Source organism: Parendozoicomonas haliclonae, from assembly GCF_900174585.1.
Taxonomy (GTDB): domain Bacteria; phylum Pseudomonadota; class Gammaproteobacteria; order Pseudomonadales; family Endozoicomonadaceae; genus Sansalvadorimonas; species Sansalvadorimonas haliclonae.
Genome location: NZ_FWPT01000007.1, coordinates 65426 through 90505, shown reverse-complemented (window position 1 = coordinate 90505; position 25080 = coordinate 65426). Strand labels below are relative to the sequence as shown.

Below are 25080 nucleotides of genomic sequence, written 5' to 3'. Positions count from 1 at the left end.
GGTTTTATTTCCCTTTCCCTTGCCTGAAGGCGAATTATTGCTGCGACTATACCGCAATCGGATTGTGGTTTGTACGTTGATTGTTTCGCGTTTTTGTGAGCAAAAATATGCTCTACTGCGCGGTTTAACGGTATACGGCAGAGGCTGGTGAACGGTTCTTTTTTCGCAGTTTCTAATTGGCGATTCCGGCAAACTTAGTCCATATACATGTCTGCCGGAATACAGGTATACGGTTGTGTTCCGACATCCTGACAGTGTCATTTGACGAGAGGTAAGACATGGCAGCGGGCACTCCTAATCCTGATTCCCACCCTCATCCGGATCACGGTCTGAAAGCCAAGGCCCATGAAGCCTTTGACTCGGCAGCGCACCGGGCCTCATCGGCAGAACATTATGTGCGTGACCATGTGGGGGAGGCGGCTCACCGGTTGCACGACAAGGAGCGTGAAATGGAACGGGCATTGCGTGATTCTGCGGATCGGGTCAGACACTATGCCGGTCAGCATCCGCTCATGACCGTAGGCGTGGCCTTTGGCGCCGGTATTCTGTTGACGCTGCTGTTGCGCCGTCACTGATATATGGTTGAGGCAAAAGCAGACAAAGAAACAGCAAAGCCTTCAGAGCCACCACCAGAGTCGCCAGGGGCTGAGAGCCCATCAGGTCCTGTTCTTCTGGAGCTGTTTGATCTGCTTCAGGTGATCTGGCAATCCTGGGGGCAGAGAACCCGTACCCTGCATCAGCTGGTGCGTGCAGAGAGTCAGCTTAATCTGCGTGCCGTAATGGTGATGGTCGGGCTGATTATGCTGATAGCCATGGTGGTTTTTTCCTTATGGATAGGTTTGATCGGCCTGGTGGGGGTTGGTGTGTTTTTGTTGACCGGAACCCTGGGGCATACCTTGATTGTTATGGCACTGCTGCAGTTGATTCTGCTGGTTTGGCTGGCTGGTGAGCTGCGCAGGATCTGGCGCAGGTTAGGATTTCATCGTACGGCTTCTCTGTTGTCGTCATCTACACAGCTTTCCGGCAGAGGTAAACATTGTGATTGAGCATCTGGCTCTGAAATCTTGCGAAAGAAAGATCGATGCACTTATGCAGGAACATCAGTATTGGGCGGAACAGGGGCACAAGGCTGAGCAGCAGCTGAAGAGTTCAGTGACGGCCTTGTTTTTATCTCCCGGGGGGCTGGCTGGGCTGACCGCAGCAGGCGGCTTGACCGAACTGCTGCGGGAAAAGATGGATGTCAGCTGGTGGGTATTGCTGAAACGTTTTCTATAGCTTTGCTGCGTGTTGCGGCTCAGTTGCTCATTGCTGACCGTATCGCTTCAATACGGCTGCGATTGGCACCGAAGTCGTAGTAGCCGGTGCGTGAAGCGGATCGCACCTCGACTTTGCCGGGCAGGATGACCAGCGTTACGTCATCAACAAAACCAAACACCCGGGAGGTAAATTCAGCCTGAATGCTATTGGCATCGTTATGGGTAATCGCTACTCGGGGTTGTTGTTCAAGCCATTGGGTTAGTGTCTTATTGATTTCGTCAGGCGGTGCGCCGGGAAATAATAAGGGCGCAATGGAGTGGTCTCCCTCTGCCTGACTGCTGACACAGTTGGGGCTTGAAGGGCAGGTCATGTCTGTGTGGGCATTCGCTTTGGTTTCAGCCAGAGCCAGTGTTGGCACAATAATCAGTGCGGCAGCCAGTATGGGCACGGAGGCCGCTGGTTTGATGGGCTTTTCTGCTGTAGCAAAGATAGTTTTGTCAGCCTTTTTCATAGGTTATTCTTCTCCTGACTTACACGGGAAAGTATAACTTCAATGTCTTCTAATTCGTCTTCTGCCCTGGCCGGTTTATCGGAAAAGACTTCAGGGCCGGTGGTTTCACAACTGGCTGTGTATCCGGTCAAGTCTCTGGCGCAGTATACCGCGTCCTCTTTTCAGGTCGATAGTTTTGGTTTTGCCGGTGACCGACGCTGGATGGTAGTGAAGAGCCAGGACGGCAGTTTTATTACGGGTCGTGCTCATCCCGCTATCGTGTTGTTGCGTGCCCTGATCGGGGCTGATGGTCTGACATTAATCAGTCCGCATGGTGATCAGGTGCAGGTACCGTACCCGGTGAGTGATCAGCGGGTGATGGCAACGGTCTGGGGTGATACCTGTGCCGCAATCGATGCCGGCGATGAAGCGGCACACTGGCTCAGTGCCTACCTGAAAGAAGACTGTCGTCTGGTCTATATGCCGGAGAGCACGCACCGGCAGGTTGATCCGCGTTATGCCGAACAGGGCATGCGCACGGGCTTTGCCGATGGTTTTCCCTTCCTTTTGATCTCCGAAGCCTCACTGGAACTTCTGAACAGTAAACTGGAACAGCCTATCACCATGAACCGATTCCGGCCGAATATCGTGGTATCCGGCTGTGAGCCCCATGAGGAAGACAGCTGGAAGCGTATCCGTATTGGCGATATTGAGTTCTCTTTGGTGAAAAACTGCACCCGGTGTGTCTTTACCACAGTTGACCCGGCCACCGGAGAAAAGGGCACGGAACCGTTAAAGACGCTGGCCGGTTATCGTCGAGCCGAGAAAGGCATTATCTTCGGTCAGAATATGGTGCATCACGGAGTTGGTCAGATTGACCTGGGTATGCCGGTCGAAATTTTGGAATAGCAGCTTCTGAGAAAACACCTTTGGCAGTGCTGGCTATAGCCGGCACTGCCTTCTGATTTGTCAGGCTGCAGGTCATGGAACAGACTTACTTGAAAGCAGACATTGCTCAGAGAGTTTGTTGATGGCCAATAAGGTTCTGGTGCTCTATGCCCACCCTTCCCAAAACCGTTCCGAAGTGAATCAGCCTCTGTTTGAGGCAGCCCGCAGGATTGAGGGTGTCACCTGTGTGGATCTTTACGCGGAATATCCAACCTACCACATCAATATTGAGCGCGAGCAGCAGCGGCTGTTGCGCCATGATGTGATTGTTTTCCTTTTTCCCCTCTATTGGTATTCGACCCCTTCCATTCTTAAGGAGTGGCAGGATCTGGTGCTCGAATATGGCTTTGCTTACGGTAAGGAAGGGACGGCTTTACGCGGGAAATTATTTTTCTGTGCCCTGAGTACTGGTGGAGAAGAGCATGCCTATAAGCGTGAAGGCTTTAACCACTTTACGGTCAGTGAATTACTTCAGCCCCTTGAGCAGACCGCCAATCTGACAGGCATGATTTATCTCCCACCGATGGTGCTGTTTGGTGCACGCACCGCAGTGGAGGATCAGCGTCTGGCTGAGCATGTGGCTCGATGGGAACGTCTGCTGAAGGCATTTGTGTCCGAACAGGTGGATATCACGGCAGCCCGGCAGGAGATATTAATGAATCCTCTCGCAGAGCTGCTGACAAAGGAACTGGGAGAAAGATCATGACCGGATACTTTATTCAGGCCTTTATCTTTCTCTTTGCGGCTGTGGTTATGGTGCCTCTGGCCAGACGCCTCGGATTGGGTTCGGTACTGGGTTATCTGATTGCCGGGGTTATTATCGGGCCAGTCACCGGTCTGGTCGGACAGGAAACCAATATTATCCAGCACTTTGCCGAGTTTGGCGTGGTGATGATGTTGTTCCTGGTCGGTCTTGAACTCCAGCCTCGCATGTTGTGGGAGATGCGTAACAAACTGCTGGGGCTGGGTGGTCTGCAGGTCGGGCTGACGACACTTGCTGTCTGCGGAATTGCTATGGCTCTTGGTGTGAAATGGACCATGGCATTGGCCATTGGGTTGATCTTCTCTCTGTCGTCTACAGCGATTGTGCTGCAAACCTTTAACGAGAAAGGACTGACCAAAACGGAGGGCGGCAATAGCGCCTTCTCTGTACTGCTGTTTCAGGATATTGCCGTTATCCCGATGTTGGCACTTATGCCGTTATTGGCTCTGCCGGAGTTACAGGCGACAGCGGTTGCTGGTGATGACGGTGCCCATGGTGATCTCAGTCTGGTTGCAGATCTGCCGGGATGGGCGACAGCGCTTGTGGTTGTTGCCACTGTGGCCGGCTTGGTATTGGCCGGACACTTTCTCAGCCGTCCGCTGTTTCGGTATGTGGCGGATTCGGGTTTGCGGGAAACCTTTACCGCAACCGCGCTCATGCTGGTGATCGGGATAGCTGCTCTGATGGGATTGGTGGGCCTGTCTCCGGCTTTGGGAACCTTTCTGGCGGGTGTGGTGCTCGCCAACAGCGAGTTCCGCCATGAGCTGGAGGCTAATATCGAGCCTTTTAAAGGTTTGTTGCTGGGATTGTTCTTCATCACTGTCGGGGCTGGTGTCAATTTCACTGTGCTGGAAGCCAATCTTGGATTGGTTGTTGGTCTGACCTTAGGGCTGATGCTGTTAAAAGTCATGGTTCTTCTAGTTTTGGCCGTTTTGTTTCGGGTGCATTACGGCAACCGCTGGCTGTTCGGTCTGAGTCTGGCTCAGGCTGGTGAATTTGGTTTTGTGTTGCTGGGTTATGCCGTCAGCAGTTATGTGCTTCCGGAAGGGCTGGCACAGATTTTGGCTATGGTTGTCGCTTTGTCGATGTTCCTGACCCCGCTCCTGTTTATTATGCTGGAAAAGGTTATTTTTCCACGCTACGCACAACGTGATGAGGCGAGGGAGCCGGATGCGATAGACGAGCAGGGCAGTGTCATTATCGCCGGCATTGGTCGCTTTGGTCAGATCGTTAACCGCCTGCTGGTGGCGAATGGGGTCAAAACTATTGTGCTTGATCATCAGGCCAGTCAGGTGGAACGGTTACGGGCCGTGAATATCACCAGCTACTATGGCGATGCGACGCGCCCTGATCTGCTGGAAACAGCAGGTATCGCCAATGCCAGAATGCTGGTGGTCGCCATAGACGACAAAACCCGTGCGGTAGAACTGGTGTCGGAGGTGAGGCGTCAGTTCCCCCATGTTCAGATTCTGGCCCGCGCCTATGACCGGGGCCACCATTATGAGCTGCAGGATGCGGGGGCGGATTTTACCGTGAGTGAAACCTACAAGTCAGCGCTGAATATGGGCGGTGAAGCTCTGCAACGCCTGGGCATTCACCCGTTCAGGGTTGAGCAAGTGAAACAGAGCTTTTGTGAGATGGAATCACAGCATTTCGATGAGATGTTCCAGACCTGGCGGGAGGAAGGAAACCAGACCGGCGACCACTACCGCTCCCTGTTTATCTCCCTTGAGAAGGAGATTCTAGCGGCTATGCAGACCGATCGCTCGGATCGTCATAGCCGCAGTGAGCGAGGCTGGACTCCTCCACCCAAAAACTATCTGGATGATTTTGAGGAGCCTTAGAACTTTTTGCGTTTCCGGACCGGCGTAGACGGGATATCGGACTGCAGCAGTTCCTGTTCGCGGTTTTCCAGAACTTTTCTCAGTTCTCGCATGCCCGGTAAAAAGACTGAATATTCTCCACTCATTTCTTTTTTTAACCTTTTCTCCTCAAGGAAAGCCAGAGCATGCTGGCACTGTTCAAGCGTGCGGGAGTCGGCATACTCTTTGTGCTGCTTCTTTTCCGAGGCATATGGGTCAGAGCGCTGACACATAAAGTCCATGTGGAGATCAAAGGCTGAGTTGATGGAGCGTTCCATCTTCTCACGGCCAGGGTGTTCAGCTTTCAGCTGCTGCATTCTTTCTTTACGGGAGAGTGCTTTGGGTGTAACTGCTTTTTTTGTGGGCTTGGGAGGCTCTGGATATTGTCCTTTGCTACCGGCTTTGAGGGCCGTGCGCATTTTCAGAGCATTCTGGTAATCCCGTGGGTATTTTGCTTTCGGGTAGAACTCGCTGATATTGGCATCGGTAAACAGTCTTAACAGCTCTTTACACTGTGTCTTGCTGCGATTCTCTTTGAGAAAGGTGTAATAGCTGTCCTGACGGCTAGAGTCACAGGCAGGATGTTCTGCGATATAGGATGAGAAGTCGTTCATAAGCCGATGCAGGTCCATCTTGCTGGCCATGGCCGTCTCTTCACGGATGATACTCATAAGGCGGGAAGAGATCCCTTTTTTATGGGGATGTGTTGCCTCGTCGTCTGATTCGTTATCGCTCAAATAGCTGCTGGACGAGTCGGTTGACTCAGTTTCCCACTGCTCGAATCTGACTTGTTTCGAGCGGGATGTCTCTCCCTTTGTAGAAGCGGTGCTGGCACTGCCGCCGAAGAAAAAACCTTTTATCATATCCATGGCGGAATCCTGTCTGTCTGGTCTGATGTTCGGGCTTAGAGCGCAAGATATGGGGGCGGTTCCTGTTCCGGTGTCAGCAGGGCTGACCAGCAGGATAAATTTTTAATTTCGGATAACACCTATGGGGTCGTTTGGGTTCCGGGTGTATAAACGATGCATACATAACTAGAAGGATTAAGCCCGTGTCTGAACATCAAAGTGACATCAAGCAGCTAGCTCCGGCGGCTGTATGGCAATATTTCCACGATATCTGTCAGATCCCTCATCCGTCTGGTGAAGAAGAAGCCCTGCGCAACTATGTGTTGAACTTTGCTGCTGAGCATAAGCTCGAAGCGGAAGTCGATGCTGTCGGTAATGTTGTTGTCCGTAAACCGGCTACGCCGGGTATGGAAAACCGTTTCGGTGTCGTTTTGCAGGGGCATCTGGATATGGTGCCGCAGAAAAATGAAGACACGGATCACAACTTCTCTACCGACCCGATCCAGCCATGGATTGATGGTGAATGGGTGAAAGCCCGTGGCACCACCCTGGGTTCCGACAATGGTATGGGCGTTGCGGCCAGTCTGGCTGTGCTGGCCAGTACTGATCTTGAGCACGGCCCCGTTGAAGCCCTGTTCACCATTGATGAAGAGCGCAGCATGGTAGGCGCAGAGGCTCTGCAGCCGGGCTGGCTGAAAGGCGATATTCTGCTGAACTTGGATACCGAAGAAGAAGGCGAGCTCTATGTTGGCTGTGCCGGCGGTGTCGATGTTGACGCTTCTGCAAGCTATGAGCAGGAAGCCACTCCAGCGGACAGCCAGTGGTTCCGCATCGCCGTGAAAGGCCTGAAAGGCGGACACTCCGGCTGTGATATCCACCTGCAGCGCGGCAATGCTAATAAGATTCTGGTTAGCCTGCTGAAAGAGCTGAGCAAGCTGGGTGTCCGTGTCGGCAGTATTCGTGGCGGCAGCCTGTCCAACGCCATTCCACGGGAAGCCTTTGCCACAGTTGCGGTTCCGGCTGATCAGATCGAGGCTGTGAATGCTGCCATGGATCATCAGCAGGCCATCGCCCGCAATCTGCTGGCCGCAACAGATGCCGGCGTTACCATTACGGCTGAAAACTGTGAGGCCGCAGGTTCCGTTATGGCGGCCCGTGATCAGCAGATCTGGCTGGATGCTTTCCATGCTGTGCCGAACGGTGTGGATCGGATGAGCGAAAGTGTGGAAGGTGTTGTTGAGACATCCAACAACTTCGCCATCATGAATGTTGCGGAAGGCAAGGTTGTGGTGAACTGCTTCGCGCGTTCTCTGGTTGATGACTCTACTTCCGAGATTGGTGAGCGGATTGCCGGCCTGTTACGCCTTGCCGGTGCAGATGTGGCTCTGAAAGGCCAGTTCCCCGGCTGGCAGCCAAATATGGATTCCCCGATTCTCGCCGCCATGCAGGAAACCTACATGGATGTGTTTGGCAAACAGCCGGAGATTAAAGTGATTCACGCCGGTCTGGAATGCGGCATTCTCGGCAGTGCCTACCCGAACTGGGATATGATCTCCATTGGCCCAACCATCTGCTTCCCGCACTCTCCGGATGAGATGGTGCATATTGCCAGTGTCGAGAAATTCTGGACGCTGCTGACCGCCTCTCTGGCACGGGTGCCAGTAAAAGCCTGAGTGCTCTAAGGCTTAACCATTCTGAGAATCCCCCGTCGCATGTTTATGTGGCGGGGGATTTTTGTTTTAGGGCTGGCTTGCCTTGTCAGGAAATGATCCGATAACTTCAGACAGAGACACTGCAATGGTTGGACTATGACAATCAGCATTTTTGATCTGTTTAAAATCGGTATCGGACCTTCCAGCTCCCATACGGTTGGCCCCATGTTGGCCGCACGGGCATTTGCCAGGGAGTTGTCAGGCCTGGGTGTGGCTCGTATTGAAGTCACGCTTTATGGCGCTCTGTCTTTAACCGGCCGGGGACATGCTACGGATCGGGCGGTGATATTAGGGCTGGCCGGTTGTCATCCCGCTACGGTTCCGGCTGATGAAGCGGCGATGATCTGGCAGACCGTGAAAAGCACCGGTGAACTGACTTTGCAGCATCGTGAAAGCATATCTTTCTCCCTGAAGCACGATCTGCTGTTTGTGGATCAACCTCTGCCAGAGCATCCCAATGGTTTGCGGCTGATTGCCTTCAATGCTGAAGGGACAGAACTGTTAAACCAGGTTTGGTTTTCTCTGGGCGGTGGCTTTATTACCCGCAGGGATCAGCAGTCGGCTGAGAGTCAGACTGTGGAAGAGGTTTCTGTGCCTTTTGCCTTCTCGTCTGCAGCAGAGCTGCAGACTTTATGTGAACAGCATCATATCTCCATGGCTGAGCTGGTGCGGGCCAATGAGCAGGCGTTAGGGCATTCGGAACAGGCGGTTGCAGAGGGGCTGGATGATTTGTGGTCGGTGATGGAGGACTCGATTCAGCGCGGTTGCCAGACCGAAGGAGAGTTACCGGGCGGCTTGCAGGTGCAGCGCCGTGCACCAGTGTTGTTCCGGCGTTGGCAGGCAGAGGAAAAACAACAGGATCCTCTGCGGGTGATGGACTGGGTCAGCCTGTGCGCCATGGCCGTGAATGAAGAAAATGCTGCCGGTGGTCGTGTAGTGACCGCACCGACCAATGGTGCTGCAGGGGTGATTCCTGCGGTGGTGGCTTTTCATCAGCAGTATGACAGTCATGCCAGCCGTGACAGCATTCACACTTTGCTTCTGACCGCAGCAGCCATTGGCATGCTGTACAAACGCAATGCTTCTATCTCTGCGGCGGAAGTCGGGTGTCAGGGCGAGATTGGTGTGGCCTCTTCGATGGCAGCTGCAGGGTTGACTGCAGTCTGGGGCGGTACTGTAGCTCAGGTCGAGAATGCCGCCGAGATAGCCATGGAACACCATCTGGGAATGACCTGTGATCCGGTTGCCGGACTGGTGCAGGTACCCTGTATTGAACGCAATACCATGGGGGCAGTAAAAGCGATTAATGCTGCGCGTCTTGCCCTGTCGGGTGATGGTATTCACCGGGTTTCACTGGATCAGGTGATAGCCACCATGTACCAGACGGGTCGGGATATGCAGGATCGATACAAGGAAACTTCGCTTGGGGGGCTGGCAGTCAACGTCATTTATTGCTAGTGTACGCCCCGCAACGCTGGGTCGGGTTCCCCCGCTCGCTATTGTTCCTATCATGAAGTCGTCGTTTGATTCTGTGATCTGAGTAATAACGTTACCCTGCGAAATAAAAACTGGTGTCCGGATCAAGCAATGAAGTAATAAACCGTCAGTAATTTTTTCGACAAAAAGGGCTGACATCTTACTCAGAGTGTGTATAATCCGGCGGCTTCATACACTTCAAAAAATTCACTTCAAATTGATTCCCGCACAGAAAGATATCGTCCAAGACGTAGAGGTACATTCAATGGAAACGCTCAGCATGGGCGGACGTTTCTTCAAAAATGAAGAGCTCGAGCTGATTGAGCAGCGTCGGCTGGAAGCGCTTCTGGATATTACCACGAAGCACAGTGAAGAAGTTCAAGGTCTGAAGAGCAAGCTGGAACAGGCGGAAGGCAAGTCTGTTAAAGCCGCTGACCAGATCAAGGTGCTCGATAAAGAAATCAAGACTCTGCGTGAGCATAACCCTGACCGCATGAAGAAGCAGATCAAGCGTCTTCAGGATCAGAACCGTGCAATGACTGCAGAAAACAACACCATGAAGACCAAGCAGAAGCAGCTCCAGCAGCAGCTTGATGCGGCCAAAGTGGAGTTGGACAAACTCAAGGCAGAACAGACTGAAGCGCAGGCCGAGCCAGCGTAAGTACTGTTTCTACCATGGCGGGGGAAGTGTTGTGCATTTGGCAATGGCTAACATTGCCAATGCCTGCAAATAAGCTTCCCCAAAAGCCAAATGCAAGACGCTGCACCCAATACAAGACACAGCACAAAATGCAAGGCACGTAGTAAGACACGTCGTGTCGTACGCTTTGATAGTGTGTCAGAAGTATCTCTATCCTAAAATTGACGTTTAATAAGCATATAAACGGCAACGCATTTCTTTTCTCTTCCTGTTTTCTTTTTTCTTGTCCTTCTCACTCTTTAATTGTTCAGTTTTCTTTGTGTCTTTTTAACAGGCTTTCGTTGAGCCTGGGCTTTCAGATCAAAGCAATATTTACGACGATTTCTATATAAAAAGATTATCTAATACTGAACTGGCAATGGTGGCATTCTGGTTAATACTAACTCTCGCCAATGCGATTGATGTCCCCCAACAGTTGTATTGGCAAGGCTAGTTCTTTGGCGAACATTTATGTCATTTATGAGTTGGCCTTGGTACTTGGATTGTGTACCTAATGTTTCACTCCTATATGGTCTTGACCCGGTTTGCTCCCCCCAGCTGCCGGGTTCTTTTTTTGTGTCAGTCGAATAATTTCAGGTTTGCAGTGAGCGGGAGCGATGGCTGCGCAGCTGTTCCAGCGTCTCGCCATCAAGGTGTTCATGGGTCAGCTCTTCTGAACCTTCCTGTTGCCAGGGGAGTCGCTGGTAGTAGCCACGAGCACTGGTTTCTGGTGCCGGGAACTTCATCACCTGAAACCAGGGGGAGTAATCAAAATCCCCGGGGGTGCAGTACAGCGGGTTAAGGGGATAAAGGCGGCGGCCCTGCTTGTCCTGAGTAACCAGTGGCCGTACCGGAAAGTTCACCAGGCTAAAGGCCTCGGCAATCAGAGTGGCGCAGGTGGTGCGCGGCGCGGGAGCCGGTTTGCGAAACAGAACTGAGCGCCAGCGGCTGAAGATGCCACCTGGCATTAGCAGACGGCAGAGGTCCAGTATCTGGCGAATATCATAGGCATGGCCAAGGCGCGATGAGGCATAGGTCAGAACCCTGTTACGATCTAAAGGTGTTAATCCTTCCGGTCGGCATATTCTGAGATGCTCACCCTGATAGACCGATAGTGGCCGCACTACTGTGCCGATGCCCAGTTCGCTTTCAATAATCAGCTGCGGGTTGCGCTTGTGAGTCGATGAGCGATCAAAGTGCTGTATCACCGGCTGTTCAAAAGGTTCGCCATCCATATCGTCAAGCCGACCGAGGTAAAGCACGGCATGACTCCAGCGGCTCATGGTCAACCGTTGAATAATGCGGGCAACTCGGGAGCGGCCTTCAACCAGAACGACATCGCCGGGTTTGAGTTCATGGCGCAGCTCTTCGTAGTCGCTGATCGGGTGGGGGAGGGGTGGTTCGTGGGTCAGCCAGTGACACACCTTGTCAAACAGGCGTTGCCAGACTCTCTGCCATACCGTTTTCATATTCAGAAACGATAGGTAAGAAGCCTGGTGCGCTTTGTCAGCGTCTGACATGGTTGTTTCCTCGATTTTACAGCCTGACAACCCATATACTACCTATAAAAACTATGGCATCTGTGTGTTGCAGATCTGTGAAGATTCGGGGACGGAGTAATGACAGCAGAAAAGGCAAACAACCTGTTGGAGCAGATTGCCCGCAGTAAAAAGGAAGGTCGGTTGCCCCCGGTGCACGACTGGCATCCTCCCTTCTGCGGCGATATTGATATGGTCATCAAGGCTGATGGCAGCTGGCACTATATGGGTAGCCCGATTGGTCGGGAACGGATGGTGCGCCTCTTTTCCACCGTGCTGCGTCGTGATGATGACGACTATTTTCTGGTGACCCCGGTCGAGAAGGTGGGGATTACCGTTGAAGATGTTCCTTTTGTGGTCACTGCAGTCCAGGTCCGTGATGTGGAAGGGGCTCAGGTGCTGGAATTTACCACCAGTGTTGGTGATACCGTTGTGGCCAGTGCCGAGAATCCCATGCGGGTTGAGCTGGACCCTCAAACTCAGGAGCCTCGCCCCTATATTCTGATTCGTGACCGGCTGGAGGCACGTATTCACCGGAATGTGTTTTATGAGTTGGTGGAAATGGCCAAACCGACATTGATCGATGGTGTTGAATGGTTTGGTGTGGAAAGTGCGGGTGAGTTTTTCCGGATTGCTCCGGTTTCCTAGGGGCTGCCACTATTTGTTGCCCCGAAATCGCAGGCCGCCACCGGAGTGGTCAAAACGAATCATTGCAGTCTGGTTATGGCTGGCTTGCTGAATTGGGGCATAAGGTGTTCTGCGTGTGCGGACTTCCGCTTCGACGGCATGAAATCCACGGGACGATGAGAATGAGGCGGTAATAGGTGAGGCTGTGTTGGGTCTTGCGACATCCGGATGATTATGGGTCAGCACGGTGGTGACCAGCCACTTGGCAAAGTCGATCGGCTGTGTATCTCTTCGTACCTTGTACTGATAGGCCATGCCGCCGTGGTAGGCAAGCCCTCCGCCCATGGCTATTGCCCCTAAAATGACTGGCATTTTGGGTGGCACCATATCAACGGCGCTCCGTAATGTCTCTTGCAGTGTGCTTAATGAGCTGAGGGCAGAGGAAAGGCCTTCGGTGATATAGATTGAAGTGCCAGTGAGGTGGTACGCAGCTCCGTAGAAGTAGGGGTAGGCTGCCGTTGCAGCGGCAAGCAGGATGGTTGGCAGAAGTGCCCCGAAAGATGGTGGTGACTCGTGCCGGGCCACCCAGAATTCGCCATTGAGCTGGGGGTGACTGCTCGGCTGAATCGAGACAGACAGGCCGCTGGAAAAATGGCTGAGGCGGGGGACGCTGATATCCTCTGGACGATAAATATTGATGCGCAATGGGGTAATGGCATCGTCTGTACATCGGGTGAATATATATTCAATTACGGCCCGGGCGGGCTCTGTCATAACATAGACGTCCACATCCTTATTCTCATTAATGGTTCTGTACAGTTTTTGCCTGATTACGACCAGAGATTCAGTGCTTTCGGGTATTTGGGTGGCATCTTGTTTATGGTCAGAAGGCTTTCTGATCGGTATAGGGTCAAGTTGTATATCTCCCTCAAAGCGGGAGGCGAAAGTCTCTCCTGGATTTTGAAACGAGAGGTTGGGGAGGGTTTTTTGGGTAAAAAGCTCGTTCATAAAAATAATGTCTACACCCTCAGCTCTGATCTGGCGGTCTCCCTTATGCAGGGCGAGAGCCATGTCATGTATATTGCGTAGTGTTGTTCTACCAATAGTCAGGTTGTTCTCTCCGGGTTCGACAAATTCTTCTCTCTCTTCATTTGTGAAGTGCCCTACCAGCCAATCAAGCAGCTCCGTATCGTTATGGCTTTCAGCCTGCTGATTCGTTTTGAAGGGAAGACGATCACCACTGCCAACATAGTGGTAGTTAATCACGTAGCCGGAAGGCTTTTCATTAACGTACAGAGGCACCGTAGCGGCTTTGGCCTGTAAGCTGAAAAGGTTGAGCGTTGTCAGTATGAAAGCTGCGCAAAGATGGAAATAGATGCGAGGCATAGGCTGTCGTTATTGGAAGAGGCGCTATTGGCAGAATGGAAGAGACTGGGAGCTATCACTACCAGTCATGGCCTGAGGTGAAACTATAGAAAAGCTTTCCAATCCTGTCGCTCTCAGGCCCTTGGTGCCATCGCTTAAGAAAGGTGTTTAGCTGACGCTTTCTGTTCAGTGTCTTTTTCTCAAACCGGAATGGCTGGAATGGCTGGGGTGGCAAGTTGCCAGAGAAGTATTGCTGTGACTGGCACCTTGAACGGCATCAGGTCGACTGTTTCGCGTGCGAATTTCTGTATTGACAGTTTGCAGGCTTGAAGTGCGGGAGATGGCTGAACGAAGCGGTGAGATGGATAAGGGAGCTTTCACACCCGCCTCATGGTTGTTTTGCAGGGTGTAGTTTATGAGGTCTTTAACAAAAACCTTAGGTCGGGCTTCATTGTTGATTTTTCGGAATGACAGGGTTGCACCGACAGTGGTTGTGCCGAAGAGTGCGGCCGTTAACTCCGCTGGAACTTCGGTATAGGCGGCCATGGCGGCATCTTTCCAGAGTCCCCAGGTGCTGAAGGCGGTGGACAGGCCTTCCACGGTAGGCGGTATTGTTTCGGCCAGATGGGCAAGTCCTACGCCGGCATAGGGAAGGGCAGCTGCACCTATGCCCCATATAGCTCCTTGTTCAATAACACCGAATGTCGATGCCTGTTGCTGACGAGGTACCCAGACACCGTCCTGGGTAATGCTGTTTACATAGGATGGGTGTCCGGTGCGTTGATTCTGAAACAGAGTTGCCGAAGCGGAGGTGCGCATGTAGTTCAGTCGTGTGGCAAGGCCGCCCACCGATTCTGGTCTGTAGATATTGATGTAGGCCGGGATGACATTGGCTCCGGTTGTGCGGGTAAATGCATATTCGACGACAGCGTTTGGTCTAAGATCTTGTGCCTCGCGGCCTGATGGTTTGCGATAAAGGCGCTGGCGGATCACGATAAGCGCGTTGGTTGTTGTTTTTTCATCCTTGCCCTTGATCTGACGTTTACTTATGGGGTCAACCTGCACATCGCCTTCAAAGCTGGAAAAGTGATTAAGCCCCTGCTTGTCGAAATGAAGTTGTGGCACGCGCTCATTCACAAACAGCTTGCGCATATTGATGGCTTCTTCACCTAAACGTACAAGTCGATCACCCTGATGCAGGGCGCGGGCAAGACTGTAGATGGTGTTAGTCGTCGTTTCACCGATTACAGGGTTGTCATCATCGGGCTCATCGAAGCCATCACGATCGTCTTCAGAGAAATGACCGACCAGCATATCGAGCAATTCTTCGTCGGCAATATCCTCGTGTTGCTGATGGGCATTAAATTGCGTTGGTGCACCTCCGGCTCTGATGTCGATGGAATATCCTGTTGGCTTGTTGTTGGCATAGAGTGGTGTCTCATAGGCCTGACTGGCTGAGCTTAACAATGATAAAGCAGAGGCTGTTATGGCGCTGGACAGAATGTTTCTGAAAAAACGATGCTGAGCCATCAGTGACTCCTTTGGTGAGAGGTCAGAAAGGTTTAACGAGCTGCATGGAAGCTGTAGGAATGTACGACAGTGAGAATATAGGCAAGGTTCAGGGGCTTGTCGTTCTTGGTGCTTTGGTGCCATTGCTTAAGAAAAGGCGTGTGGAAAAAGCTTTCTGTTCAACTGTTATTTTCTTTTTCTTAAATTGGATTGGATGGGTGGAAAGGTTGCCAGAGCGGTATAGGCGTGATTGGCACCCTGAACCGCTTCAAGCGGGCTTTTTCGCGTGCGAATTTCAGTATTGATAGTTTGCTGGCTTGAAGTGGAAGAGAAGGCTGAACGGAGCGGGGAAATGGAATGGACATCCTTCACGCCTTCATCATGGTTATGTTGCAGGGTGTAGGTCAGCAGATCTTTGGTAAAGATCAGAGGGCGTGCTTCGTTATTGACCCTTCGGAAATAACGCATCGTGCCAATGCTGGTCCCGGCGGCGAGCAGGGATGGTATTGTTGAGGGAACCTCTGCATAGGCGTGCATAGCGACGTCCTTCCATATCTCCAGTGAGCTGAATGTGGTTGAAAGGCCTTCAACGGTGATTGGAACGGCTCCTGCCAATTGGGTGATTCCGGAGCCAATATAAGGCACGGCAGCAGCTCCCAGTCCAAACAGAACGCCTCGTTCAATGATGTCGAAGGCAGATTCCTGTTGTTTACGGGGTATCCAGACATCGCTATTGGTTGTGCTGTCCACAAAAGATGAGTGCCCAATGTACTGGTTCTGGAACAGCATTGCGGAGCCAGCTGTGTGCATATAGTCCAGTCGTGTGCCGAGACCACCCACCGATTCCGGTCTGTAGATGTTGATGTAGGCTGGGAAGATACTGTCGCCGGTCGTGCGGGAAAATGCATATTCAACGACAGCACTAGGTCTAAGATCTTGTGGCTGATGTTCTTTTGGCGTGCGGTAAAGGCGCTGCCGTATCACGATCAGTGCGTCAATTGTTGTTCTTTGATTCTTATCCTTGATCTGGTGTTGGCCAATAGGATCAACCTGTACGTCACCTTCAAAGCTGGAGAAATGGCTACAACCCTGTTTTTTAAAATAGAGTTGCGGCGGCTGCTCTCTGACAAACAGCTTGCGGATATTGATGGTTTCTTCGCCTGACCTTACCAGTCGATCTCCAAGATGCAGTGCGCGGGCAAGACTATAGATGTTATTAGTGGTGGCTTCACCAAGAACCAGGTTGTCATCATCGGGTTCATCGAAGCCTGCACGGTCATCCTCAGAGAAGTGGCCAACCAGCCAGTCGAGCAGTTCTGTGTCGGTAATATCCTCGGGCTGTTGACGGGAATTGAATGGTGTTTTTCCACCTCCGGCCCTGATGTCAATGGAGTATCCGGTTGGCTGATTGTTGGCATAAAGATTGATAATAACCGCAGGACTGTTCAGGCTGAGCAGTGACAATACCAAGGCCGCAATGGCACCGGATACGATGTTTCTGAGGCGGCAATGCTGAACCATAAGTGACCATTTCGGTGAGATGGGTTGAAACTGCGGCTGGGAATATAGGCAAGGTTTTTGGGGTTGTCGCACTTGGTGCCTTAGTGCCATTGCTTAAGAAAAAACGAGTGGTTAACGCTTTCTGTTCAGCCGTTATTTTCTTTTTCTCAAAACTGAGTGGATGGGCTGGAAGTTTGCCAGAGAGGTATAGTTGTGGCTGGCACCCTGAACAGCTTCTGGCTGACTTTTCCGTGTGCGAATTTCAGTATTGATGACTTGCGGGCTTGAAGTGAAACAGAAGGCTGAGCGAAACGGGGAGATGGAATGGACTTCCTTTGCGCCTTTATTATGGTTGTGTTGCAGGGTGTAGGCCACCAGATCTTTGGTAAAGACCACGGGCCGAGCTTCGTCATTGATTTTTCGACAATAGTGTGTCGTGGCCGTACTGGCCCCGCGAGCGAGCAGGCATGACAGTCTCAAAGGAACCGTGGCATAAGCGTGCGAGGCTGCATCCTTCCAGATATTCAGTGAGCTGAGTGTGGTTGAAAGACCTTCAATGGTCATTGGGGTTGCTCCTGCCATATGGATGAGCCCAGAGCCAATATAGGGCAGGGCAGCGGCTCCCAGTCCAAACAGAAGGCTTCGATCAATGATGTCTAAACCTGATTGCAGTTGTTCGTGGGGGAGCCAGAAATCTTCATTGATCGTACTGTCCACAAGGGAGATATGGCCAGTAAGTTGATTCTGGAACAGGGCTGCAGAACCTGCTGTGCGCATGTAGTTGAGTCTTGTGCTAAGGCCGCCTACCGATTCCGGTCTGTAGATGTTGATATAGGCTGGGAAGACATCGTCGCCGGTCGTGCGGGTAAAGGCATATTCAACGACTGCGGCTGGTTTAAGATCGGGTGTCGCGTCGGCTGTCGGCGTAGGGTAAAGGCGCTGGCGTATCACGATGAGTGCATTCGTTGTCGCTCTTCGGTCATCCGCCCTGATCTCGTTTTTGCTAATGGGGTCAACCTGTACATCACCTTCAAAGCTGGAAAAATGATTGAGGCCTTGCTTGTGGAAATAGAGTTGCGGTGGCTGTTCATTTACAAACAGCTTTTTCATATTGAGGTCTTCGTCACCTAATCGCACCAGGCGATCACCCTTGTGCAATGCGCGGGCAAAGCGGTAGATGTTGTTCGTGGTGTTTTCACCAAGAACTGGGTTGTCATCATCGGGTTCATCGAAGCCATTGCGCTCATCTTCGGAGAAGTGACCAACCAGCCAATCGAGTAGTTCGGTGTCGTCGCTATCCTCGGGCTGCTGATTACGATTAAAGGTTGTTTTCTCGCCTCCGGCCTTGACGTCAATGGAGTATCCGCTTGGCTGGTTATTGACATACAGTTTGATGATAACCGCAGGGCTGCTCAGACTGAGCATTAACAATGCCGAGGTTGCAATGATGTTGGATGCAATATTTACAGGGCGGTAATGCCGAGCCATAAGTGACCATTATTGTGAGTTATGTTGAAACTACGGTAATGCACGGTGGTGCGAATATAGACAAGGTTTCAGGGTATGTCGTACTTGGAGCTTTGGTGCTAAATCGGTGTGTTGAGTGTCGTCTGTAATCTGTATACAAGCTTCAGGGAATCGTATTACGGGCCGTTAGTTGTTTCGCTTCATAATCAAACCTGTTATTCACAAAAATAAAAGGGCATGACCATGAAGTGGAACAGTGATCATATCGGCAATCAGTCGGGTAAGCGCTTTTTGATAACGGGCGCAAATAGCGGCATTGGTCTGGAAGCAGCAAAGGTGCTGGCCGGTAAGGGAGCGGAAGTTATTCTTGCGGTGCGGGATCTTGAAAAGGGACAGCGGGCTCAGCGTTTGATCGACAGCGTTGTTCCGGGAGCGGAAACCCGTCTCATCCAGCTGGATCTTTCTGATTCGGCCTCTGTGGCCAGTTGCGTTCAGCAGCTGAAGGATTGGGCCTTGCCGATTGATGTGCTGATCAACAATGCCGGGGTTATGAATTTTGGGGATCGCCAGGAGTCTGTTGAAGGCTATGAGCTGATGTGGGCTACCAATCATCTGGGTCATTTTGCTTTGACGGCGGGAATCCTGCCGCTGCTTGAGCAGGCGCACAGCCCTCGTGTCGTATATTTAAGTAGTCTTGTTGCCAAGATGAAGCAGGCTGATATCTACTATCAAGACTTGAATTTTGAAAAGTCATTCGATGGTATGGCGGCTTATTCCCAGAGTAAGCTGGCAAACAGCATGATTGCGGCAGAGCTGCAGGAGCGTTTGAAAAAGGCTGGCAGCAAGGTGATCGCTCTTGCTGCGCATCCGGGTTATACCGCTACCAATCTGCAACGTACTATGGGAGTCACCGGCATCATCATGAATGCATTGCTGGCCCAGAAGCCTGTTATGGGGGCTTTGCCCACTCTGATGGCGGCTACGGATGAAAGTCTGGTGGGCGGCGAGTATATTGGCCCCATGCGAATGAATAACTGGCGCGGTTATCCTGGTCGGAACTCTTTGCCGAAAGCGGCTGAGGATAGCCTTCAGCGTAAGCGTTTGTGGGAAACGACTGAAAAGATTCTTGGTCTGTTGTTTTTATCCCCGGCCTGATCGGGGTTCTCAAAATAAGAATCGTGGCTATGTCTGATGTGTCTGATTTGATTGTGTTCGATAGCGTGACCGACGCTGTGCAAATAACTTCGGGAAAAGCCCCTGATCATCCGCTGATTCATGTTATGAATCTGGCGGATACCCATGTGCCGGAGAGTTATCGGAATGCCAGAATCTGCTGCAACCTTTACCAATTGGTATTGAAGCGAAATAACACCTGTCAGGTGCGATACGGTCGCAGACAGTATGACTTTGCTTGTGGAGTCATTGGGGCTTATGCGCCGGGGCAGGTGATGCAGGTGGATGAGGCTTACCGGCCGGGAGATCTTGAAGGCTGGTCGCTGATCTTTCATCCGGATTTATTGCTGCAGCACCCTTTGGGTCAAAGGATTCAGCAGTATGGCTTCTTTTCTTATGATGTCTGTGAAGCCTTGCATGCCTCGGAGCGCGAACAGCAGGTATTGAATCGGCTGGTGGATGAGGTGCGCAGCGAAACCCGGCAGAATCTGGATGAGTTCAGTCTTGGTATTCTACTGTCCAGTATTGAGTTGTTGCTGACCTATACCGATCGGTTTTTCAATCGACAGTTCCTCACCCGTAAACCCTACTATCAGGACAGTGTTGAACGTTTTAAAGCGCTGGTGGATGAGCATCTTGAGCAGGCTTCTTTGTCAGGGGCCGGATTGCCATCGGTGAAGCAGCTCGCTGCGGAAATGAATATGTCACCCAACTATATGAGTGATCTGTTGCGAAAGTATACCGGCAACTGTGCTCAGGAGTTGATTCATCTGCAGCTGGTGGAAAAGGCTAAATACCGCCTGCTGAACACCAATGACAGTGTGTCGACCATCGCTTACCAGTTAGGTTTTGAATATCCGCAGTACTTCAGTCGGATCTTTAAAAAGAAAACGGCGATGAGTCCGCAGGATTTTCGCAAGCTGCAATAAAACTGTTGGTTTTTTGGTTGTTAAGTGGGGAATAAGTAAAGGCGAGTCATGCTCGCCTTTATTTGTTTGGATACCCTTACATGTTCGGGTAGTTCGGGCCGCCGCCGCCTTCTGGTGTTACCCAGGTAATGTTCTGGGCAGGATCCTTGATATCGCAGGTCTTGCAGTGAACACAGTTCTGGCTGTTGATCTGGAAGCGTGGGCTGCCATCGTCGTTTTCTACCACTTCATAAACACCGGCCGGGCAGTAGCGCTGGGCGGGTTCGTTGAACTTGGGCAGGTTGTCACGGATTGGCAGATCGGCATCTTTCAGCTGCAGATGGCACTTCTGGTCTTCCTCATGGTTGGTATTGGAGAGGAATACAGAGGTCAGCTTGTCGAAGCTGAGTTTGCCGTCTGGTTTCGGATAATCAATCTTGGCGCAGGCGGAAGCCGGTTTCATCTGAGCGTGGTCAGGCGTGCTGTCGCGCAGAGTAAACGGCAGCTTGCCGTTAAAGATGTTCAGATCCAGCCAGGACAGACCGCCGCCCAGCAGTGGGCCATATTTGTGAACCAGTGGGCCGAAGTTGCGCTGCTGATGCAGTTCTTCGTACAGCCAGGAGCCTTCAAAGGCAGTGGTAAAGCTGGTCAGCTCGTTGCCGCCTTCATCGCCACCCTTAATCGCTTCAAATACCGCTTCAGCCGCCAGCATGCCGGACTTCATGGCCGTGTGGGAGCCTTTGATTTTGGCGTAGTTCAGGGTGCCGGCATCGCAGCCGATCAGCAGGCCGCCGGGCATGGTCATTTTCGGCAGAGACTGCAGGCCACCTTTGGCGATGGCACGGGCACCGTAGGAAACACGCTTGCCGCCTTCCAGGAACTGGCTGATTACCGGGTTGTGCTTCAGGCGCTGGAACTCATCAAACGGACTCAGGTGCGGGTTGCTGTAGTTCAGGTCGGTGATCAGACCAACAACCACCTGATTGTTTTCGATGTGGTATAGGAAGCTGCCACCCATGGAGCCACTTTCTGCCAGCGGCCAGCCCGCGGTATGCACAACCAGGCCTTGCTTGTGCTGTTCGGCAGGGATGTCCCACAGCTCTTTAATGCCAATACCGTAGTGTTGTGGATCCTTGCCGGCATCCAGCTGGTACTGGCTTATCAGCTCTTTACCCAGGTGGCCACGGCAGCCTTCGGCAAACAGGGTGTACTTGGCGCGCAGCTCCATGCCTGGCATGTAGCTGTCTTTCTCTTCGCCGTTCTCACCGACACCCATATCACCGGTGATCACACCTTTGACCACGCCATCTTCAATCAGTGGGGACTGAGCAGCAAAGCCGGGGAAGATTTCCACGCCCAGCTGTTCGGCCTGCTCACCCAGCCAGCGGCACAGGTTACCAAGGCTGATAATGTAGTTGCCTTCGTTGTGCATGGTTTTGTGGGTGAGGGCGTGAGGGATCTGCTTGCCCTTGTCGGCGCCGGTCAGGTAATAAATTTCATCCCCTTCCACCGGCGTGTTCAGTGGTGCGCCTTTCTCTTTCCAGTCCGGGAACAGTTCGTTCAGGGCGCGAGGCTCAAAAACAGCACCAGACAGAATATGGGCACCCACTTCGGAGCCTTTTTCAACCAGACAGACGCTCAGCTCCTGTCCGCTTTCCTGGGCCTGCTGCATCAGCCGGCAGGCGGCAGACAGGCCGGAGGGACCACCACCTACGATGACAACATCAAATTCCATGGCTTCACGTTCCATGACAGACCTCCTGCTTGGGGGTTCGGCAGGTTGCAGTACTGCGGGGGAGTCTGCAACACACGGCTTTGTAATTCGTTATAAATAAAAAGGGAGCTGTTTCAAACGCCCGTTTTAATTTTTTGTGAGCATTATACTGACGGTGAATGAAAGTGCCAACGGCATCTACCTACAGAAATGTTCATGCTGCTATATAAGTGCCATTTATGGCCGGTATGCCCCTTGGAAATAGTCCAAACGCGCGTTTGAATACGTATTGCGCTGCTGATAAACTCGGTGGCGCATGGGGGTGAGAGCCGCCTGTTTTTCCGTTATCTGCGAGGTTTCGGAAGGTTGTTCTCACAAACCGCTACAGCCCAACACTCCAACAAAAGGAAGGCTGCAAACGTATGAAGGTTCTTGTAGCTGTCAAACGCGTTATCGACTACAACGTCAAGGTACGCGTCAAGTCTGACAACACTGATGTCGATCTGACCAACGTAAAAATGGCTATCAACCCGTTCTGTGAAATCGCTGTTGAAGAAGCGGTTCGCCTGAAAGAGCAGGGTGTTGCCAGTGAAATCGTTGTGGTTTCCATGGGCCCTAAAGCCTGCCAGGAACAGATCCGTACCGCTCTTGCTCTGGGTGCCGATCGTGGCATTCAGGTAGAAACTGAAGATAAGCTCGACTCTCTGGCCGTGGCCAAGCTGCTCAAGGCTGTTTACGACGAAGAGAAGCCTGATCTGGTTATTCTCGGTAAGCAGGCTATCGACAGCGACAACAACCAGACCGGCCAGATGTTTGCCGCTCTGACCGGCCTGCCTCAGGGTACTTTCGCTTCCGAAGTGAAAGTGGCTGACGGCAAAGTGAGTGTCACCCGTGAAATCGACGGCGGTCTGCAGACCGTTGCCCTGAATCTGCCAGCCGTAGTCACTACCGACCTGCGTCTGAATGAGCCACGTTACGCCTCCCTGCCTAACATCATGAAGGCCAAGCGCAAGCCGCTGGACGTGAAGACCCCTGCGGATCTGGGTGTTGAAGTCGCTTCTTCCGTGACTCTGCTGAAAGTGGAAGCGCCAGCTGAGCGTTCTGCCGGTATCAAGGTCGGCAGCGTGGATGAGCTGGTTGAGAAACTCAAGAACGAGGCAAAGGTGATCTGATGAGCATTCTGGTTTTAGCTGAACACGACAATGCCAGCCTGAATGCCGCGACGCTGGCTGTTGTCTCTGCCGCCAAGGCCATTGGTGGTGATGTTGATGTGCTGGTTGCCGGCGAAGGCTGTGGTGCCGTAGCTGAGCAGGCCGCTCAGGTTGATGGTGTGAGCAAGGTTCTGGTGGCTGATAATGCCGCTTACGGTCATCAGCTGGCCGAAAACCTCAGCCTGCTGATCACTGAGCTGGGCAAGGGCTACAGCCATATTCTGGCTGCTGCTTCCACCACTGGTAAGAACGTGCTGCCACGTGTGGCTGCGCTGCTGGATGTGGATCAGATCTCCGACATTATTGCTGTTGAGAGCGCTGATACCTTCAAGCGTCCTATCTATGCCGGTAACGCGATTGCGACTGTACAGTCCTCCGCACCGGTTAAGGTGATCACCGTTCGTGGTACCGCCTTCGACAAGGCTGCCGAAACCGGTGGTTCCGCCTCTGTTGAGCAGGTTGGTGCTGCTCACGACGCTGGCACCTCTGCCTTCGTTGGTGAAGAGCTGGCCAAGTCCGACCGTCCTGAGCTGGCTGCTGCGGGTATCGTAGTGTCCGGTGGTCGCGGTATGGGTAACGGCGAGAACTTTGAAATCCTTTACAGCCTGGCTGACAAGCTGGGTGCTGCGGTGGGTGCTTCCCGTGCCGCTGTTGATGCAGGCTTTGTACCAAACGATATGCAGGTTGGTCAGACCGGTAAGATCGTTGCTCCTGAGCTGTATGTGGCTGTCGGTATCTCCGGTGCCATCCAGCATCTGGCGGGTATGAAAGAGTCCAAGATTATTGTTGCCATCAACAAGGATGAAGAGGCTCCGATCTTCCAGGTTGCCGATTACGGCCTGGTCGCTGATCTGTTTGAAGCGGTACCTGAGCTGACCGGTAAGGTTTAAGTTCAACCGCTGATACGGCCCTGTGAAAGGCCCGCGCTGAGCAATCAGCGCGGGCCTTTTTATTCTGGCTCTTCGCTGTTTAGCGTTTCCTGCTCAAAGCCATAGTTCTTCTCCAGCAGTCGCGCCATGCCCGGCGGATGTGCCATGCCCGCGATCACCAGCATGGTGTCTTGCTCCGGGTAGTCCCTGAACCCCTGAATGATATTGTCCACCATGATCCGGTTGCGGTAGCTGGTGATGTAATACGGCAGCGGAAACACCGGGGCGGCAAAGGTACGTAGATGTTCTGCGGCATTCGGGAAGTTCAGCCAATCCAGCAGGGTGTCTGCCAGCAGGCTTAGCTGGCTAAGGTTCAGGTACTTTATTGTCCAGTAGGGTACCGGGTGGCTTAAGGTTGATGGTGAAACCAGTCCACTGTATTTGGCGGCTGCGACCAGGATGGGGGTGGCTATGGTTGCGGCAACCGCATTGATGCCCAGAATATGCGCCAGCTGACTACTGCCCTGTTCCAGATAAAGATTGATGGCCGGGTTTTGACAGTGATGATTACCTTCTGCCTCGCTGTCATCACTATCCAGACAGCAGATGTCCTCTGCGGTGACAATGGTGGAATCATAATTTCTACACAGAAGGGTGCCAAATATCGCTGCCGAGCTGTTCAGGGTTATTTTGGCTGGTGTCATCAGGAATTTTGCGGCAGGGCTTTCAGAGGGGACAGATTCAAGGCCGCGCAAGGGAAACAGTTCCAAAAGTCTACGGCCTACAGCATCGGCCAGCCCGCCTTTAATATGGATTTCACCCAGAAGAACGATATTGCGCTTCACACCATCGACCTCACCAGACATTAGAGAGACGGTGTAATCGGTTTTCAGGGCAGTATTGAGCAGTTTGGTTTGAGGCTCGCTGAGCCAATGGGTATCGGCCGTGTAGCCATTGGTTACGACTGTGAACAGCAGGCAGAGAATGGCTGCCCGGAATCCTTTGTGGTGGTAAGTCTGGGACATGATGGCTCGGGCATAGAGAGAGGTCTATTCAATCTAGAAGGTTTTCTTCTGGAGTCTGGTAGCGTTCTGTGGGTTGTGTGTAAGCCGGGGTGTCAGTTGTTTTTGTTGTGTAATTCACGCAGACTGCGCGCTGGATTCT

23 protein-coding genes are annotated in these 25080 nt (G+C 52.3%); 14 read left to right on the top strand and 9 right to left on the bottom strand.

Annotated elements, in window-relative coordinates; translation table 11 throughout:
- The first annotated feature begins 278 nt into the window (after positions 1-278).
- From EHSB41UT_RS15350 to EHSB41UT_RS15340, 3 genes are read left to right on the top strand one after another with little or no spacing between them, the layout of a single operon-like run.
- Positions 279-575 (top strand): ElaB/YgaM/YqjD family protein, encoded by a 297-nt coding sequence (locus tag EHSB41UT_RS15350; RefSeq protein ID WP_087111391.1) that lies wholly within the window; start codon positions 279-281, stop codon positions 573-575.
- Positions 576-578: 3 nt separating this feature from the next.
- Entirely contained in the window at positions 579-1046 is a 468-nt protein-coding gene (locus EHSB41UT_RS15345) for a hypothetical protein (RefSeq protein ID WP_087111389.1), read from the top strand.
- The gene (locus EHSB41UT_RS15340; protein WP_087111387.1) at positions 1039-1275 is read left to right on the top strand and encodes a hypothetical protein; all 237 of its coding nucleotides are present in this window, start codon (positions 1039-1041) and stop codon (positions 1273-1275) included. The genes EHSB41UT_RS15345 and EHSB41UT_RS15340 overlap by 8 nt, the downstream gene beginning before the upstream one ends.
- 19 nt (positions 1276-1294) lie before the next feature.
- On the opposite strand, the gene EHSB41UT_RS15335 is transcribed toward EHSB41UT_RS15340, so the two are convergent.
- The gene (locus tag EHSB41UT_RS15335; protein ID WP_242667334.1) at positions 1295-1768 is read right to left on the bottom strand and encodes a DUF1499 domain-containing protein; all 474 of its coding nucleotides are present in this window, start codon (positions 1766-1768) and stop codon (positions 1295-1297) included.
- A 42-nt stretch (positions 1769-1810) separates the two neighbouring features.
- Here EHSB41UT_RS15335 and EHSB41UT_RS15330 point away from each other — a divergent pair, with 42 nt between their 5' ends.
- The 3 genes from EHSB41UT_RS15330 (at position 1811) to EHSB41UT_RS15320 (ending at position 5302) form a co-directional block, all read left to right on the top strand.
- Positions 1811-2656 carry an MOSC domain-containing protein gene (locus EHSB41UT_RS15330; protein WP_087111385.1) on the top strand — a complete coding sequence of 282 codons (846 nt, stop codon included), beginning with the start codon at positions 1811-1813 and terminating at the stop codon, positions 2654-2656.
- Positions 2657-2777: 121 nt separating this feature from the next.
- On the top strand, positions 2778-3401 hold the full coding sequence (locus tag EHSB41UT_RS15325; protein ID WP_207626662.1) for an NAD(P)H-dependent oxidoreductase: 624 nt from the start codon (positions 2778-2780) through the stop codon (positions 3399-3401).
- Positions 3398-5302, top strand: coding sequence for a monovalent cation:proton antiporter-2 (CPA2) family protein (locus EHSB41UT_RS15320; RefSeq protein WP_087111381.1), 1905 nt, complete (start codon positions 3398-3400; stop codon positions 5300-5302). Before EHSB41UT_RS15325 ends, EHSB41UT_RS15320 begins: the two co-directional genes overlap by 4 nt.
- Here EHSB41UT_RS15320 and EHSB41UT_RS15315 read toward each other — a convergent pair.
- Positions 5299-6189 (bottom strand): hypothetical protein, encoded by an 891-nt coding sequence (locus tag EHSB41UT_RS15315; protein ID WP_087111379.1) that lies wholly within the window; start codon positions 6187-6189, stop codon positions 5299-5301. The genes EHSB41UT_RS15320 and EHSB41UT_RS15315 overlap by 4 nt on opposite strands.
- A gap of 182 nt (positions 6190-6371) precedes the next feature.
- On the opposite strand from EHSB41UT_RS15315, the gene EHSB41UT_RS15310 reads away from it, so the two are divergent.
- The 3 genes from EHSB41UT_RS15310 (at position 6372) to EHSB41UT_RS15300 (ending at position 10017) form a co-directional block, all read left to right on the top strand.
- Positions 6372-7841, top strand: coding sequence for an aminoacyl-histidine dipeptidase (locus tag EHSB41UT_RS15310; protein WP_087111377.1), 1470 nt, complete (start codon positions 6372-6374; stop codon positions 7839-7841).
- A gap of 135 nt (positions 7842-7976) precedes the next feature.
- Positions 7977-9338, top strand: a complete 1362-nt coding sequence (locus EHSB41UT_RS15305) for an L-serine ammonia-lyase (protein ID WP_087111375.1) — start codon at positions 7977-7979, stop codon at positions 9336-9338.
- A gap of 283 nt (positions 9339-9621) precedes the next feature.
- Complete coding sequence (locus tag EHSB41UT_RS15300) at positions 9622-10017, top strand: hypothetical protein (RefSeq protein ID WP_087111373.1); 396 nt, start codon at positions 9622-9624, stop codon at positions 10015-10017.
- A 611-nt stretch (positions 10018-10628) separates the two neighbouring features.
- On the opposite strand, the gene EHSB41UT_RS15295 is transcribed toward EHSB41UT_RS15300, so the two are convergent.
- Positions 10629-11555, bottom strand: a complete 927-nt coding sequence (locus EHSB41UT_RS15295) for a hypothetical protein (RefSeq protein WP_087111371.1) — start codon at positions 11553-11555, stop codon at positions 10629-10631.
- 99 nt (positions 11556-11654) lie between these two features.
- Between EHSB41UT_RS15295 and EHSB41UT_RS15290 the strand changes: the two genes are divergently transcribed.
- Positions 11655-12221, top strand: a complete 567-nt coding sequence (locus EHSB41UT_RS15290; protein ID WP_087111369.1) for a DUF1285 domain-containing protein — start codon at positions 11655-11657, stop codon at positions 12219-12221.
- A gap of 9 nt (positions 12222-12230) precedes the next feature.
- Here EHSB41UT_RS15290 and EHSB41UT_RS15285 read toward each other — a convergent pair whose 3' ends face one another.
- The 4 genes from EHSB41UT_RS15285 to EHSB41UT_RS15270 all read right to left on the bottom strand — a co-directional run bounded on the left by EHSB41UT_RS15285 (position 12231) and on the right by EHSB41UT_RS15270 (position 18062).
- Positions 12231-13502: a hypothetical protein gene (locus tag EHSB41UT_RS15285; protein WP_133060533.1), complete on the bottom strand. Its 1272-nt coding sequence runs from the start codon at positions 13500-13502 to the stop codon at positions 12231-12233.
- 249 nt (positions 13503-13751) lie between these two features.
- Positions 13752-15095 (bottom strand): hypothetical protein, encoded by a 1344-nt coding sequence (locus EHSB41UT_RS15280; protein ID WP_087111365.1) that lies wholly within the window; start codon positions 15093-15095, stop codon positions 13752-13754.
- A gap of 165 nt (positions 15096-15260) precedes the next feature.
- Complete coding sequence (locus EHSB41UT_RS15275; protein ID WP_087111363.1) at positions 15261-16595, bottom strand: hypothetical protein; 1335 nt, start codon at positions 16593-16595, stop codon at positions 15261-15263.
- 132 nt (positions 16596-16727) lie between these two features.
- Positions 16728-18062 (bottom strand): hypothetical protein, encoded by a 1335-nt coding sequence (locus tag EHSB41UT_RS15270; RefSeq protein ID WP_087111361.1) that lies wholly within the window; start codon positions 18060-18062, stop codon positions 16728-16730.
- A 222-nt stretch (positions 18063-18284) separates the two neighbouring features.
- Here EHSB41UT_RS15270 and EHSB41UT_RS15265 point away from each other — a divergent pair, with 222 nt between their 5' ends.
- A complete protein-coding gene (locus EHSB41UT_RS15265; protein ID WP_165767283.1) occupies positions 18285-19196 on the top strand; it encodes an oxidoreductase in 912 nt (303 codons plus the stop codon).
- A 29-nt stretch (positions 19197-19225) separates the two neighbouring features.
- Positions 19226-20143 carry a helix-turn-helix domain-containing protein gene (locus EHSB41UT_RS15260; RefSeq protein ID WP_087111357.1) on the top strand — a complete coding sequence of 306 codons (918 nt, stop codon included), beginning with the start codon at positions 19226-19228 and terminating at the stop codon, positions 20141-20143.
- A gap of 76 nt (positions 20144-20219) precedes the next feature.
- Here the strand turns inward: EHSB41UT_RS15260 and EHSB41UT_RS15255 are convergent, their stop codons facing one another.
- A complete protein-coding gene (locus EHSB41UT_RS15255; RefSeq protein ID WP_087111355.1) occupies positions 20220-21872 on the bottom strand; it encodes an electron transfer flavoprotein-ubiquinone oxidoreductase in 1653 nt (550 codons plus the stop codon).
- Between the two features lie 386 nt (positions 21873-22258).
- Between EHSB41UT_RS15255 and EHSB41UT_RS15250 the strand changes: the two genes are divergently transcribed.
- Complete coding sequence (locus EHSB41UT_RS15250) at positions 22259-23008, top strand: electron transfer flavoprotein subunit beta/FixA family protein (protein ID WP_087111353.1); 750 nt, start codon at positions 22259-22261, stop codon at positions 23006-23008.
- Positions 23008-23937 (top strand): electron transfer flavoprotein subunit alpha/FixB family protein, encoded by a 930-nt coding sequence (locus EHSB41UT_RS15245; protein WP_087111351.1) that lies wholly within the window; start codon positions 23008-23010, stop codon positions 23935-23937. The genes EHSB41UT_RS15250 and EHSB41UT_RS15245 overlap by 1 nt, the downstream gene beginning before the upstream one ends.
- Before the next feature lie 59 nt (positions 23938-23996).
- On the opposite strand, the gene EHSB41UT_RS15240 is transcribed toward EHSB41UT_RS15245, so the two are convergent.
- Positions 23997-24941 carry a hypothetical protein gene (locus tag EHSB41UT_RS15240; protein WP_087111349.1) on the bottom strand — a complete coding sequence of 315 codons (945 nt, stop codon included), beginning with the start codon at positions 24939-24941 and terminating at the stop codon, positions 23997-23999.
- Between the last annotated feature and the right edge of the window lie 139 nt (positions 24942-25080).

Coding starts and splice junctions, on each gene's coding strand:
- EHSB41UT_RS15295 (WP_087111371.1), bottom strand. CDS start 11,555: ATGTCAGACGCTGACAAAGCGCACCAGGCTTCTTACCTATCGTTTCTG.
- EHSB41UT_RS15325 (WP_207626662.1), top strand. CDS start 2,778: ATGGCCAATAAGGTTCTGGTGCTCTATGCCCACCCTTCCCAAAACCGT.
- EHSB41UT_RS15280 (WP_087111365.1), bottom strand. CDS start 15,095: ATGGCTCAGCATCGTTTTTTCAGAAACATTCTGTCCAGCGCCATAACA.
- EHSB41UT_RS15275 (WP_087111363.1), bottom strand. CDS start 16,595: ATGGTTCAGCATTGCCGCCTCAGAAACATCGTATCCGGTGCCATTGCG.
- EHSB41UT_RS15240 (WP_087111349.1), bottom strand. CDS start 24,941: ATGTCCCAGACTTACCACCACAAAGGATTCCGGGCAGCCATTCTCTGC.
- EHSB41UT_RS15320 (WP_087111381.1), top strand. CDS start 3,398: ATGACCGGATACTTTATTCAGGCCTTTATCTTTCTCTTTGCGGCTGTG.
- EHSB41UT_RS15260 (WP_087111357.1), top strand. CDS start 19,226: ATGTCTGATGTGTCTGATTTGATTGTGTTCGATAGCGTGACCGACGCT.
- EHSB41UT_RS15255 (WP_087111355.1), bottom strand. CDS start 21,872: ATGGAACGTGAAGCCATGGAATTTGATGTTGTCATCGTAGGTGGTGGT.
- EHSB41UT_RS15245 (WP_087111351.1), top strand. CDS start 23,008: ATGAGCATTCTGGTTTTAGCTGAACACGACAATGCCAGCCTGAATGCC.
- EHSB41UT_RS15290 (WP_087111369.1), top strand. CDS start 11,655: ATGACAGCAGAAAAGGCAAACAACCTGTTGGAGCAGATTGCCCGCAGT.
- EHSB41UT_RS15345 (WP_087111389.1), top strand. CDS start 579: ATGGTTGAGGCAAAAGCAGACAAAGAAACAGCAAAGCCTTCAGAGCCA.
- EHSB41UT_RS15330 (WP_087111385.1), top strand. CDS start 1,811: ATGTCTTCTAATTCGTCTTCTGCCCTGGCCGGTTTATCGGAAAAGACT.
- EHSB41UT_RS15300 (WP_087111373.1), top strand. CDS start 9,622: ATGGAAACGCTCAGCATGGGCGGACGTTTCTTCAAAAATGAAGAGCTC.
- EHSB41UT_RS15350 (WP_087111391.1), top strand. CDS start 279: ATGGCAGCGGGCACTCCTAATCCTGATTCCCACCCTCATCCGGATCAC.
- EHSB41UT_RS15265 (WP_165767283.1), top strand. CDS start 18,285: ATGAAGTGGAACAGTGATCATATCGGCAATCAGTCGGGTAAGCGCTTT.
- EHSB41UT_RS15250 (WP_087111353.1), top strand. CDS start 22,259: ATGAAGGTTCTTGTAGCTGTCAAACGCGTTATCGACTACAACGTCAAG.
- EHSB41UT_RS15335 (WP_242667334.1), bottom strand. CDS start 1,768: ATGAAAAAGGCTGACAAAACTATCTTTGCTACAGCAGAAAAGCCCATC.
- EHSB41UT_RS15270 (WP_087111361.1), bottom strand. CDS start 18,062: ATGGCTCGGCATTACCGCCCTGTAAATATTGCATCCAACATCATTGCA.
- EHSB41UT_RS15305 (WP_087111375.1), top strand. CDS start 7,977: ATGACAATCAGCATTTTTGATCTGTTTAAAATCGGTATCGGACCTTCC.
- EHSB41UT_RS15315 (WP_087111379.1), bottom strand. CDS start 6,189: ATGGATATGATAAAAGGTTTTTTCTTCGGCGGCAGTGCCAGCACCGCT.